The sequence below is a fragment of the Chitinophaga sp. sic0106 genome (assembly GCF_019219075.1).
Lineage (GTDB): Bacteria > Bacteroidota > Bacteroidia > Chitinophagales > Chitinophagaceae > Chitinophaga.
On the sequence record NZ_JAHUWJ010000024.1, the window covers coordinates 91,169 to 104,065 of the forward strand.

Here is a 12,897-nt window from a genome sequence, read left to right on the forward strand (position 1 = left end):
ACTGCGGCAAATGTTCCGCACCTTTAAACTAATAAACGTTGTATATTTATCGTTTATATACCTGATATTAATATTCGCAGTTACTAAATATAGTCATGTTGTATTTGAAGAAGATTATCCCGTTTATGTTGGTTGTATGGTTGATGCCCGCAATGGTGGTGGCCCAGCAAAATGCTGGTCAGCAACAGCCTTCGCAATCAAGGGAAGAACTGGAACGTCGTAAGAAAGAATTACAACGCGAAATCGATGAGGCCAACGAACAACTGCAGACTACCAAAAAATCCACGCGCGAAAGCATGGGGCAACTGCGAGCCCTGCGTGATAAAATTACTGCACGTACCCGTCTTATCAACAATATCAATGACGAAATCAGCTTCATCAACGGAGATATTAACAGCGCCTACCGCGATGTGAATACCCTGAAAAAAGACCTGGATACCCTAAAGGCGCAATATGCCCAGCTCGTAGTATATGCTTACAAAAACAGAAGCACCTATGATCTGATGAACTTCGTGTTTTCTGCTTCCAACTTCAATGATGCCGTAAAACGTTTTCAATACCTGAAGCAGTACCGCGATTACCGCCGTCGCCAGGCCGATAACATCGTAGTTACGCAGGACCTGCTCACCAAAAAAATCGGTAATCTTGAATCACAACGTTTAAAGCGCGGTGATGCACTGAAAACAGAGCAGGAGCAACGCTCCATCCTCGAAGCGGATAAGAAAGAGAAGGATGAAGTACTGAGCAAACTGAAAGGCCGTGAAAAAGAACTGGTGCAGGACATCAATCAGCGTAAGAAAGATGCCCAGAAAGTACAGATAGCCATCCGTAACGTAATTAAGCGCGAGATCGAAGAGGCACGCCGTAAGGCTGCGGAAGAAGAAGCCGCCCGCAAAAAGGCCCTCGAAGAAAAGCGCCGCCGCGAAGAAGAAGCCCGCAAAGCTGCCGCCGCTGCTGCTGCCGCTGAAAAGGCCAGAGCCGCCGCTGCTGAAAAAGCTGCTAATGCTGCCAATAATAATACTGCTGCCAATACACCGCCGGTGGAAAAACCGGTGGAAAAACCGGTAGAGAAGCCAGTGGAAAAACCGGCTCCAACTCCGGCGCCTACACGCAGCGAAAACGTACTGGAAGCCACGCCGGAAGCACTCGCCCTGTCTGAGAGCTTTGAGGCTAACCGTGGAAAACTTCCATGGCCTGTGGACGCTGGAAATATCATTGAGCACTTCGGTATTCACCAACATGCTGTAATGGAACGCATCACCGTACCTTCTGATGGTATTGTTATTGCTACCAATAAAGGTGGTCCGGTAAAATCCATTTTCGACGGTGAGGTAAGATCCGTAGTGGTAATGCCGGGCATGGGCTACATGATTATCATCCGCCACGGGCAATATTTCACAACGTATATACGTTTGCAAACCACACGCGTGAAGAAAGGCGATATGGTGAAAACCGGTCAGGTAATCGGTACTGCAAGTGTAAACGATATTGAAAATTCCGGCGAGGTAGAGCTGCAGATCTGGAAAGGTAACGCTAAACAGAATCCTGAGCAGTGGATACGCCGCCGATAGGCCTGCACTAACCTGCATGAGCCCTACTTACTAACCTAATGCATTATTGTTTGAGAAAGTTGATCCCTTTCATAATGGCGCTATGCCTGTTACCCGCCGTGCTCATGGCACAGCGGAACAAGCAGTCACGTGCAGCCCTGGAAAACAGAAAGGAACAGCTGCTAAAAGAAATAGCGGAAGCTACCCGCGCCCTCCAGGCTACCCGGAAAAGTACCCGGCAAAATCAATCCCTGCAAAAAGAATTACAGGCAAAAATCAGCTCCCGCAATGAGCAGATAAAAGTTATTAACACAGAACTGAGCCAGATTGAAGGCGACATTGCCCATACCAACAGCAATGTGGAGTCGCTTGAAAAGGAGGTGGACTCCCTGCGCGCCCGCTATGCCCAGCTGTTGGTATATAGTTATAAATCCCGCACCAACTATGATGTGCTCAACTTCCTTTTTTCAGCCAGTAGTTTTAACGATGCGCTGCGCCGGTATGAATACCTGCGTCAGTACCGCGAAAGTAAGCGCCGGCAGGCGGAAAGTATGTTGTCGACCCGGCAGCTGTTAGGGAAGAAACTGGCCGAATTGCATGAACAGCGCAAAGAAAAGACCGGTGCCCTCTACGTAGAACAGCGCCAGAAAATTCAGCTGGTAAACGATCAGAAAGAAACTGCACAAACCATAAAGGAGCTGCAAGGCAAACAAAAAGACCTGCAACAGAGCATCGCCAAGAGCAAGGCGGAGGCCAGGCAGATAGATAATGCGATCCAGGCGGCCATCCGCAGGGAGATAGAAGCAGCCAGGCGCAAAGCCGCTGCTGAAGCGGCAGAGCGGAAACGTATTGCCGCGGCCAAACGTAAAAAGCAGCAGGATGAAGCTGCCCGCAAAGCCCTTGCTGCCCGTAAAGCAGCGGCTAAAAAAGGTGTGAAACCGCCACCAGTGGCCAAGGTGAAAGAGGAGCCGGAGGAAAAGGAAACTTCCAGCGAAGATGTACTGGTAGCATCACCTTGTGAACTTACCCTCTCCAAAAATTTTGAAGCCAATCGGGGGCGCCTGCCATGGCCGGTTTCCGCCGGTCGTATTGTAGGCCACTTTGGAATGGGCATGGTGGGTAAAGTGGAAAAAGAGTATAGCGGGGTTGTGTTTCATACAAACGTGGGCGCAGCGGTAAAAGCCATTTTCGAAGGGGAGGTGATCATGGTGTTCAATATCCAGGGATCAGGATATATGGTAACGCTCAGGCATGGTAAGTACTTTACAAACTACGTACACCTGCTGGATGTGAAAGTGAATAAGGGAGCGAAAGTATCCAGGGGGCAAACTTTAGGCGTTGCTGCCGCCTCTCCGGGCAGCAGCAACGGCCAGATTGAATTGCAGATCTATAAGAACGTGGTGAAGCAGAATCCTGAAAGATGGATTCGTGCCCGTTAGAGCAGCTCTGCCTGACGCTGATTTTCCAGCACCTGTTCGTATAAAGCCTCGTATTGAGGAATGATATTGTCGATATGGAAGCGCTGCGCCTGTGCCCATGCACCTTTGCGTACGCGTGCCAGCAGCGCTTCGTCCTGGAGCAGGTGAATAGCATGCTTTGCCATGGTATCTACGTCACCCACATCTCCCATATAACCGGTAACACCAGGAATATTTATTTCCGGTAAGCCACCAGCGTTAGAGGAAATCACCGGTACTTCTGATGCCATCGCCTCCAGGGCCGCCAGTCCAAAGCTCTCATAGTCCGAAGGCAGGATAAACAGATCACTGATAGACATCACATCTTCCAATTGTTCCTGCTTACCTACAAAACGGATATCATCACATAACCCCAGCTCCCTGCACATACATTCAATAGCAGGCCTGTCAGGACCATCGCCCACCAGCAAGAGTTTTGCCGGCATGGCTTCTCTTACCTGTTTGAAGATCATGATTACATCCGGCACACGCTTTACCTTGCGGAAGTTGGAAACGTGCAGCAACACCTTTTCCCCGTTGGGAGCAATCGCTTTACGGAAGTGAGGCAGCTCGCGGCGACTAAATCGCTGGGTATCCACAAAGTTGTAGATCACAGAAATGTCCTTTTCTATCTGGAAAGACTTATAGGTTTCATCGCGGAGATTTTCCGAAACCGCAGTAATGGCATCCGACTCATTGATGGAGAAGGTAACCACTGGTGCATAGGTTTTATCCTTACCTACCAGGGTGATATCCGTACCGTGGAGGGTGGTGATAAATGGCACTACGCGACCCTGCTTGGCCACGATCTGCTTAGCCATATATGCGGTAGACGCATGCGGGATGGCATAGTGAACATGGAGTAGGTCCAGCTTCTGATTGATGATTACATCCACCATGGTGCTGCTGAGGGCAGACTCATATGGTGGGAAATCGAACAGTGGGTATGTAGGGACCTGTACTTCGTGATAATAAATGTTCGCGTGAAACGCGTTGAGCCTAACCGGCTGCTGATACGTGATAAAGTGGACCATGTGGCCTTTGTCGGCCAGAGCTTTTCCCAACTCTGTAGCCAATACGCCACTACCACCGTATGTAGGATAACATACTATTCCAATACGCATGATTTGTTATTTAAGCCTAAAAACGAAAGCCCATAGTATGAAAAACAGTAATACGTGCCCTTATCAGCTGTCATCCATAAATGCATCTGCAAAGGTAACGCTCATAAATCAATTCCCCGAGCCGTTTACACCATTTTATTGTTATTTGTAGGCTGGGGACAATTAATTAGTTTTAACGCCCAAACAGACCGCTTTTATGAGGAAATACCTTTTGCCAATTTTCCTGGGCTGTGCTTTACCCGCATGGGTGTCGGCCCAGCAGCAGGACTCCGTGATATTCAGACAGATAGCTGATGAAGTACTCACACATAGTACCGCTTACGATAATCTCCGGGTGCTCACCAAAGAGGTGGGAGGCCGCCTGGCGGGGTCGCCGGGAATGGTGAAGGCCGAAAGCTGGGGCGTTGCTGCCCTGAAAGCTGCCGGTGCTGACACTGTATACCTGCAGGCCTGCATGGTACCACATTGGGTACGTGGCGCCCGTGAAGAAGCCCGTATTATCTCCAAGAGGAGAGACTATACTCCACCGTTAAACGTCCTGGCCCTGGGTAACTCCGTGGGTAGCGGCGAAGCAGGTGTAACTGCTCCTGTACTGGAAATATCCTCCTACGACGAGCTGGAAGCTAAGAAAGACCAGGTTAAAGGAAAGATTGTATTCTACAACTATCCCTTCAACCCGAAATTCATTAAAACTTTCCATTCTTACGGCGATGCCGTGAAATTCAGGGGTAGTGGCGCCAGCAGGGCTTCCAAATACGGGGCACTGGCGGTAATTGTGCGTTCTATGTCGCACGGTGCCAACAATGAGCCTCACACCGGCGCTATGCAGTATGATACCGCTTATCCAAAAATCCCAGCGGTAGCTATCGGATTGCAGGATGCGGACAGGCTGAGTCAGCGTATTAAAGACGAGCCTTCTGCACAGGTATTCCTGAAAACAAATTGCAAGATGCTGGCAGATACCATTGGCCACAATGTGATCGGTGAACTGAAAGGCAGTAAACATCCGGATCAGTACCTGACCGTAGGTGGTCACCTCGATTCCTGGGATGTGGCGGAAGGTGCACACGATGATGGTACCGGCTGCGTACAGTCCATCGAAGTACTGCGTACCTTCAAGGCACTGGGCATTCAGCCGGAGCGTACTTTACGCGTAGTGCTGTTTGCGAATGAAGAAAATGGCACCCGCGGTGGTAAGAAATACGCGCAGGTGGCCAAAGAACGCGGTGAAAAGCACATCTTTGCACTGGAAAGCGATGCCGGCGGGTTTACGCCACGTGGTTTTATGATGACCATGAGCGATGAGCAGCGGGAAAAAGTAAATGCATGGCGTTCCCTTTTCTTACCGTATGGTATATACGATTTTGATGAGCCGGGTGGCGGTGTGGACGTAGGCCAGCTGAATGCTGCAATAGGTACTCCTATGGCCGAACTTTCGCCGGACTCCCAGCGTTATTTTGATATCCACCACGCCCCTAACGATGTGTTTGAAAATGTGAATAAACGTGAACTTGAACTGGGCGCCTTTGCAATGGCAGCATTGCTGTACATGGTGGATAAAAGTTTCTAACATTCACTAAAAACACATAACCCTATGGGCCGATTTGTATTCATCGTCGTTTCAGTCATTGTACTAATCCTGGGCGGCATCTTCTTTTATAAATTCTATTTCGTATTTGGAAAGGGAGTGAAGGCAGGAGAACTGAACTACTTTGTACAGAAAGGATATATCTTCAAAACCTATGAAGGAAAGCTGATACAATCGGGCTACAAAGGCCAGGTGGCAGGCACTATCCAGAGCAATGAATTTCAGTTTTCAGTGACCGATGAACGTATCGCACAAAAGCTGATGACCGCCTCCGGCAAATGGGTGGAGTTGAGTTATAAGGAATACCTTGGTGCAATTCCGTGGAGAGGCTTTAGTCCGTTCATAGTAGACAGTATTATCTCTATAACTGACCAGCAAACGGGTAAACGAATTGTAGAATAAGTGCGGGCCGTAGGCCTGGATCTAAAACAAAATGGGACGGAACCTCAGGTTCCGTCCCATTTTGTTTATTCTGAATCAAGCAGAAAAATCGCCGGTTTCTTGTGTAATTCCGGTAGTGCCTTTTTCCACTCCTTCACAGTTTTAGTTCGGATAAACTCATCCGGGCCGGTAATATCCGCAGCCACGCATACTTTCGTATGTTCCTTACAGTTATCCAGGATATCTTTTAACAGCTGATTATTTCTATACGGTGTTTCAATGAAAAGCTGCGTTTGTTTCTTCTTTTGCGATTGCAATTCCAGTTCCTTGATGGCTTTGATGCGATCATGTGGTTTGATAGGCAGGTAGCCGGTAAACTGGAAATTCTGCCCGTTCATGCCGGAGGCCATGAGGGCGAGCAGCATAGAGTTGGGGCCTATCATGGGAATCACTGCTGCCTCTATGCTATGTGCAGCTCTCACGATCAGGTGGCCGGGATCTGCTACCGCAGGGCATCCTGCCTCACTGATCACGCCGATGTCGATCCCCTGCCGGAGGAATTTTTTGGCTGCTTCTGTGTCGGGCAGCTGGTTTTCGTTCATAGGCAGGAGCTGCAGCGCGTCAATGTTGATACTGCGGTCCAGCGCTTTCAGGTACCGGCGTGCGGTACGCTCGTTTTCTACATAAAAAACGGTGAGTTTCCTGGCTACCTCAGTAACATACGGTGGTATACTGTACAAGGCATCAGCACTCAGCACGGTAGGAATCAGGTACACTTTGCCAGTAGTCATTATTTGATTTTTTTATTTTGTAAATCAATGGTTGCTGCAATCACGGCGTAGGAAGGGGCCAGTATCCAGCCCGCCACCGGTATCAGCATAAACAGGTAAAACACAATCCCATTACCCAGCGCCATACCCCTGTGCTGACGTATAAACGTTATACTCTGCGACATGTTCATTCTGTTGCGTTCGCAGCTATAGTCCATCATGGAAAAACCGTAGAAATAGGCCTCAATGAAAAAGCCGATCATAGGCGTAATCCAACCCACCACCGGAACAAAAGATACCAGCAGCAAAATGAGAATAGCGGCCGTTTGGTATACAATGTTGCGGCACGACATTTTTATCCCCCTGAAGATATCCGCCATCAGCTGCTTCCAGCTAAAAGGGAAGTCCTTATGCTGGATAATGGACTCCGTTTTTTCCGACAGATACGCAAATACCGGAGAACCCAGGATGAGGAAGAAATATTTGAAATAGGAAAAATACCAGAATACGAAAACTACTTTAACACTGAATGCGACCAGCAGAAAAAGGAAACTTATCCAGCTGCTTTCTACATCCTGTACCCACTCCGTGATATGGAACAACCGGGTGAGGTATTCCACAAATTCACCTGAATAGCCCCACACAAAATAAAAGCCTGCAAAAAACAACAAGCAGTAAATGATGCCAGGGATGAGAATCCACTTCCACAATTTATGCTGCATAATAAAATGGTGCGCCTTACCGTAAGCCTGAAAAGCGGACAGCACCTCTCTGAATGAAAACAAGTGTGTACAGTTTTAGTGTAAATAGATTGAGTTTTTCCTCTAAAGTTAAGGTGCAACGAAACTACCGAAAATCCACCTAATAAATAAGCCCGATCACGATGACCGGGCTTATTTGTTATGAAATATCGTGCTTTTGTTACGAATATTTTAGAATCTTGGACACAGTGTTTTGTATTTGTTCATCTGGTTACGCGAGTGGATGTAAATCAGCGAGAGTTCCAGACCACCTCTGTAATTGGAGGCTGGTTTCAGGCTGGATACGTTGGTATCGTAGGTGAGGCCTACCTGGAAGCCTTTAATTTCCACCCCGATGTAGGGGATCACTGCATCTTTCCAGCGATACCAGCTACCCACATAAAACACAGTAGGCTGATCATCCGTATCATCCATGGTAAAGCCATAGGCGCCGCCAAAAGTAAACTCTGATGCAGTGCTTTGCTTCATGTACAGGATGCTGGTGTGAATTCTGTTGGTGCCATTGATCGGTGCAGAGCCGCCCCCGTGTAATGTCCAGCGGTAGCTAAGTCTGTTCTGCGTTTGATCCATAAACGATTCCGTAGGCTGGGTAATATGATAGTAGGAAGCACCCATGTAAATGTTGGATGATTCACCGATGAGGCCGTTGTATAAAATACCGATGTTAGGATCGAAGTAAGAAATTTTAGGATTGATCAGCGTTTCGCCACTTGGTATCGCAGGGTTGTAACCGTTGTTGTCGATCTGGTTCTCGAAACGCAGCTTTTCATTATCCACCCGCTTCTGTACCAGTGTACCTTGTAAACCAATTGCAATCGTATGGTTTCCTTCCGGATCCAGCCCCTTATGGTAGGCGGTGCTGGCACTGAGGTAGGTAGATGTAAGGGCACCGCCACCACTGCGGTCATACATGGCCATCAGGCCCACACCCCAGATATCTGTATAGTTAATTACGTTTTTAAGGATACCAAAATCAACTGCGGCAGTTCCGGTAACAAAAGGTTCTGAAATGCTTCTCCACTGCGATCTGTAGTTGCCCGACAGGCGGTAATCACCTGAAAATAAACCAGTAAACGCCGGGTTAAGCGTCATCGGTGAGGCAAAGAACTGGGAAAAGTGCGGGTCTTGCGCCCGCAGGGCGGTGTTCAGACTAAAAAATATGGTCAGGAATAGTAAAGCTCTTTTCATATGGCAAAGCTTGTAGCATAGGGTTTATGCAATAATGGTGAAGGTACACCAATTAAGTCATATTTCAAATTAAATCCATGTATAAAAAGAAATATAGACATAAAAAAACGGATATACGGAATTTTGATTCTTATCAATTCCGTATATCCGTTAAACGTTAAAATAACGACTATTGTTGTAATTTATTTCCAAATGCCAGATCGCCGGCATCGCCCAAACCCGGTACGATGTAGCCTTTGGCAGTCAGTTCATCATCAATGTCGCCGGCCCAGATGGTGAGGTTCGCTTTTGTGTTACGCAACACGTATTCAATACCTACGGTGCAGGCAATGGCCACCACCAGGTGAATATGGGTCGGTTTACCGATCTCTTCCAGATGTTCGATGGTTTTTACCAGCGAAGCACCGGTTGCCAGCATCGGATCGGAAAGGATAAGCACCTGACCGTCGATAGAAGGACTGCTAACATATTCCAGGCTGATATCAAATGAACCATCATGATTATGCTTGCGGTAAGCAGAAATAAATGCGTGGTCAGCTTTGTCAAAATAATGCAGCAAACCCTGATGTAAAGCTAATCCTGCCCTGAGAATAGTAGCCAGTACCGGCTGCGATTTAAGGACACGGCAGTTGGCAATACCCATAGGGGTGGTCACCTCTTTCTCCACATACTCCAGCGTTTTACTGATTTCATATGCAGCCACTTCACCCAGGCGCTCCATGTTACGCCTGAAACGCATACGGTCGTGTTGTACGTCTACGTTTCTGATTTCACTCAGCCATTCACCAACCAGCGAATTAGTTTCACTTAAATTTATTATCATTTGCTTTGCCTTTGATGCGGCAAATTACCGAAAAATGTTGATTCTCATTTTTGTAGCAATTGAGCTTTTTTCACTAACTGCTGATACTCAGCCCTATAGCCTTCCGGATCATTTTCGCGGGTATTGGCAGCCCACTGCAATACTTTATCATAGCTGGCTTCTCCCTGGAAAGCAGATTCGCGGAGGAGCTGACCAAAAGCCGCTACGGATGCCGCCAGCCGGAAGTCAGTGTCCATGCTTTCAAAGGGTTTGGACTGATAGCTGAGCACCCGTTGTACCAGGCTGCTAGTGTTAGAATCCGGCTCTTTATAACGCATTTTCACCGTCAGCACTTCCGTGCGGTTGCCAAGTACTTTGGCCTCCTGGTACTTCAGGGGATCTACCCAGTTCACATCCTGCGCTTTTCCGCCGCCGGCAGGCACAATTTCATACAAAGCAGTCACAGTATGCCCTGCCCCCATGTCACCAGCGTCTTTCTTATCATTATTAAAATCCTCCGCCTGTAACATCCTGTTTTCATATCCTACTAACCTGTACGACTGCACGAAGTTAGGATTGAACTCTACCTGTAACTTCACATCTTTTGCAATCGTGTACAGCGTACCACCAAATTCAGTCACGAAAATCCTGCGGGCTTCTTCGTAATTATCGATATATGCGTAGTTGCCATTTCCTTTATCGGCAAGGGTTTCCAGGTTTACGTCTTTCAGGTTCCCCATTCCAAAGCCGAGTACGGACAAAAAGATACCTTTATCCTTCTCGCCTTCAATCAGCCGTTGCAGTTCCCCACTGGATGATTCACCAACGTTGAAATCGCCGTCTGTACCCAGTATTACCCTGTTATTTCCTTTAGGCAAAAAGTTTTCTCTGGCTATTTTATAGGCCAGGGAGATGCCAGCGCCGCCGGCGGTAGAGCCACCAGCCTGTAATTGCTCCAGCGCTGCCATAATTTTTTCTGGCTTATCACCATGGGTAGATGGTAATACCACACCGGCAGCACCTGCGTACACGACTATCGCCACGCGGTCCTGCGGGCGTAATTGTTTAACCAGCGCCCCAAAGGCCTTTTTCACCAGTGGCAGCTTGTTAGGTGCCTCCATTGAGCCCGATACATCCAGCAAAAACACGAGGTTGCTTGGCGGTACGTCTTTATTATCTACCACCTTACCCTGTATACCAATTCTTACCAGCTGATGGCCGGTATTCCAGGGGCAAACACTCATATCCGCCACAATGGCCACCGGGTCCTTGCCTTTAGGCTGTGGATAGTGATAATCGAAGTAGTTGATCATTTCTTCCACCCGCACTGCATCAGCAGGGGGGAGGTCGCCCCCGTTCAGGTAGCGGCGCACATTGCTGTAGCCAGCTCTGTCCACATCTGCGCTGAAGGTGCTCAGTGGCTGATCTTTAACGGCATGAAAAATATTTTCATTGATAGGAGCGTAGGCTTCGGTTTCACCGGGATTAGTCCAGCCGGAGCTATATCGTGCCATAGGAGCAGCTGCCGCTACGGAATACTCCATTTGGGCAAACTTTTGCTTGGCCATAGCGCGGTTGGAATCCTCCAGCGCCATAATACGCTTTGCCGGCCTGCGCACCAGCGTGATCGCCACGGCAGTGGTATTTTCTTTTATCACCATTTCCCGGCGGGGATAGCCGGTGGCCACAATTTCAATAGTAGTGGCGGCTTTGGGGATCGTCAGCTGCCAGTTGCCCTGCTTATCGGAGGCCGTCATTACGTCCGTGCCTTTTATCCGTATCACAGCATTAATAACGGGAACTTTGGCTGTACTGTCTTTTACCGTGCCTTTAATAAGCCGGGACTGCGCCAGGCTGCAGATGCTTATCAGCAGCATTACTGCCAGGATGGGGAATATCTTTTTCATGACTGATAGTTTTTCTGACGGCATGATGCACTCACTTCCCGGGATTCCATAAAACCCCTTAAAAAAACTTTCTGGAGATGATTTACCTTTGTTCGAAATTTTTTCAGATGGTTTACAATGTGATAGGCACTATGTCGGGCAGCTCACTGGACGGATTGGATATTGTGTTTGCGGAGCTGACAGAAGTACGCGGACAATGGACATATGTTATCAAGGCTTCCGAAAGTCTTCCTTATGAGCAGGAATGGGTGGAGAAACTGGCCCAGGCCACGGAGCTGTCTGCCCGTGATTACCTGCTGCTGCACAGCGAGTATGGTCATTATTCCGGCCATCGGATCAAAGCATTCATAGAAAAGAATAACCTGGATCATAAAGTACATTTCATAGCCTCTCACGGCCATACCACCTTCCATGTGCCTGCCGGCAAAATGACGGCTCAACTGGGTGAAGGCGCTGCTATTGCTGCAGTCACCGGTTTGCCGGTGATCAGCGATCTCCGTGCAATGGATATTGCCCTGGGTGGTCAGGGAGCACCTATTGTTCCAATAGGAGAAAAATATTTGTTCCCTGGATTCCAATACTGGCTTAATCTGGGCGGCATCGCTAATATTTCTGCCATGCTTCCGGAAGGATTTACGGCATTTGATATCTGCCCGGCCAACCGGGTACTCAATGGGCTGGTGGCTGCCTTAGGCCGCGCTTACGACGATGGCGGGCAACTGGCTGCTGGTGGCGTTACAGATGAAGCCCTGCTCAACCGGCTGAATGCATTGCCGTACTATGCAGAGTCCTGGCCTAAATCTTTGGCCAACGACTTCGGTACAAACACCGTTCTGCCAATGTTCCAGGAACTGAAAATATCCGTACAGGGTAAACTGAGTACTTACGTAGCACATATTGCAGCGCAGATAGCAAAGTCTGTAAGTGAACTGAAAAACAGAATGGAAGACCCCACCGCACCTGCTAAAATGCTGATTACTGGTGGTGGCGCGTTCAACACCTTCCTGGTGAACTGCCTGCGGGAACAACTGGAGCCGCTGGATATTGAACTAGTGGTGCCGGATGAGCAAACCGTGAGCTTCAAGGAAGCACTGGTGATGGCGCTGATTGGCGCTTTGCGCTGGAGACAGGAGGAAAATGTATTGTCTTCCGTTACGGGTGCAAGCCGCAACAGCATTGGTGGCGCGTTGTGGATGAACTAAACAGAATACAATTGATAAACAAAAGAGGGTGTATCAGAAGTTTGATACACCCTTTTACTTTTGTAGGAAATTATTAAACAGGTATATTAATGTAGTTATACTAGTTATTACCCTGTTGGGAAATGAGAGAGATACACCCAGATAGGCATTGGTCATATCGTAAAAAA

The 12,897-nt window shown here is 48.2% G+C and carries 11 protein-coding genes; 5 read left to right on the top strand and 6 right to left on the bottom strand.

Going from position 1 to position 12,897, the window contains the following annotated elements:
• The first annotated feature begins 104 nt into the window (after window positions 1-104).
• The gene (locus KW844_RS25740) at window positions 105-1,571 is read left to right on the top strand and encodes a peptidoglycan DD-metalloendopeptidase family protein (protein ID WP_218379658.1); all 1,467 of its coding nucleotides are present in this window, start codon (window positions 105-107) and stop codon (window positions 1,569-1,571) included.
• 50 nt (window positions 1,572-1,621) lie between these two features.
• Window positions 1,622-2,989, top strand: coding sequence for a murein hydrolase activator EnvC (locus KW844_RS25745; RefSeq protein ID WP_218379659.1), 1,368 nt, complete (start codon window positions 1,622-1,624; stop codon window positions 2,987-2,989).
• On the opposite strand, the gene bshA is transcribed toward KW844_RS25745, so the two are convergent.
• On the bottom strand, window positions 2,986-4,131 hold the full coding sequence (gene bshA, locus KW844_RS25750) for an N-acetyl-alpha-D-glucosaminyl L-malate synthase BshA (RefSeq protein ID WP_218379660.1): 1,146 nt from the start codon (window positions 4,129-4,131) through the stop codon (window positions 2,986-2,988). The genes KW844_RS25745 and bshA overlap by 4 nt on opposite strands.
• Window positions 4,132-4,327: 196 nt before the next feature.
• Here bshA and KW844_RS25755 point away from each other — a divergent pair, with 196 nt between their 5' ends.
• Window positions 4,328-5,701: a M20/M25/M40 family metallo-hydrolase gene (locus KW844_RS25755; protein ID WP_218379661.1), complete on the top strand. Its 1,374-nt coding sequence runs from the start codon at window positions 4,328-4,330 to the stop codon at window positions 5,699-5,701.
• A 24-nt stretch (window positions 5,702-5,725) separates the two neighbouring features.
• Complete coding sequence (locus KW844_RS25760; RefSeq protein WP_218379662.1) at window positions 5,726-6,121, top strand: hypothetical protein; 396 nt, start codon at window positions 5,726-5,728, stop codon at window positions 6,119-6,121.
• A gap of 65 nt (window positions 6,122-6,186) precedes the next feature.
• Here KW844_RS25760 and KW844_RS25765 read toward each other — a convergent pair whose 3' ends face one another.
• From KW844_RS25765 to KW844_RS25785, 5 genes are all read right to left on the bottom strand, one after another.
• Window positions 6,187-6,891 carry an SAM-dependent methyltransferase gene (locus KW844_RS25765; RefSeq protein WP_255578634.1) on the bottom strand — a complete coding sequence of 235 codons (705 nt, stop codon included), beginning with the start codon at window positions 6,889-6,891 and terminating at the stop codon, window positions 6,187-6,189.
• Entirely contained in the window at window positions 6,891-7,655 is a 765-nt protein-coding gene (locus KW844_RS25770) for an EI24 domain-containing protein (RefSeq protein ID WP_218379663.1), read from the bottom strand. Before KW844_RS25770 ends, KW844_RS25765 begins: the two co-directional genes overlap by 1 nt.
• A gap of 147 nt (window positions 7,656-7,802) precedes the next feature.
• Window positions 7,803-8,819 carry a PorP/SprF family type IX secretion system membrane protein gene (locus KW844_RS25775; protein WP_218379664.1) on the bottom strand — a complete coding sequence of 339 codons (1,017 nt, stop codon included), beginning with the start codon at window positions 8,817-8,819 and terminating at the stop codon, window positions 7,803-7,805.
• A gap of 169 nt (window positions 8,820-8,988) precedes the next feature.
• Entirely contained in the window at window positions 8,989-9,642 is a 654-nt protein-coding gene (upp, locus tag KW844_RS25780) for a uracil phosphoribosyltransferase (RefSeq protein ID WP_218379665.1), read from the bottom strand.
• A gap of 44 nt (window positions 9,643-9,686) precedes the next feature.
• On the bottom strand, window positions 9,687-11,528 hold the full coding sequence (locus KW844_RS25785) for a von Willebrand factor type A domain-containing protein (protein WP_255578635.1): 1,842 nt from the start codon (window positions 11,526-11,528) through the stop codon (window positions 9,687-9,689).
• A 107-nt stretch (window positions 11,529-11,635) separates the two neighbouring features.
• On the opposite strand from KW844_RS25785, the gene KW844_RS25790 reads away from it, so the two are divergent.
• Window positions 11,636-12,730 carry an anhydro-N-acetylmuramic acid kinase gene (locus tag KW844_RS25790; protein ID WP_218379666.1) on the top strand — a complete coding sequence of 365 codons (1,095 nt, stop codon included), beginning with the start codon at window positions 11,636-11,638 and terminating at the stop codon, window positions 12,728-12,730.
• Window positions 12,731-12,897 lie beyond the last annotated feature (167 nt).

What these genes read in the sequence shown, in the direction of transcription:
- KW844_RS25785 (WP_255578635.1), bottom strand. Translation starts at nt 11,528, where the DNA reads ATGAAAAAGATATTCCCCATCCTGGCAGTAATGCTGCTGATAAGCATC.
- KW844_RS25755 (WP_218379661.1), top strand. Translation starts at nt 4,328, where the DNA reads ATGAGGAAATACCTTTTGCCAATTTTCCTGGGCTGTGCTTTACCCGCA.
- KW844_RS25760 (WP_218379662.1), top strand. Translation starts at nt 5,726, where the DNA reads ATGGGCCGATTTGTATTCATCGTCGTTTCAGTCATTGTACTAATCCTG.
- bshA (WP_218379660.1), bottom strand. Translation starts at nt 4,131, where the DNA reads ATGCGTATTGGAATAGTATGTTATCCTACATACGGTGGTAGTGGCGTA.
- KW844_RS25775 (WP_218379664.1), bottom strand. Translation starts at nt 8,819, where the DNA reads ATGAAAAGAGCTTTACTATTCCTGACCATATTTTTTAGTCTGAACACC.
- KW844_RS25790 (WP_218379666.1), top strand. Translation starts at nt 11,636, where the DNA reads ATGGTTTACAATGTGATAGGCACTATGTCGGGCAGCTCACTGGACGGA.
- KW844_RS25765 (WP_255578634.1), bottom strand. Translation starts at nt 6,891, where the DNA reads ATGACTACTGGCAAAGTGTACCTGATTCCTACCGTGCTGAGTGCTGAT.
- upp (WP_218379665.1), bottom strand. Translation starts at nt 9,642, where the DNA reads ATGATAATAAATTTAAGTGAAACTAATTCGCTGGTTGGTGAATGGCTG.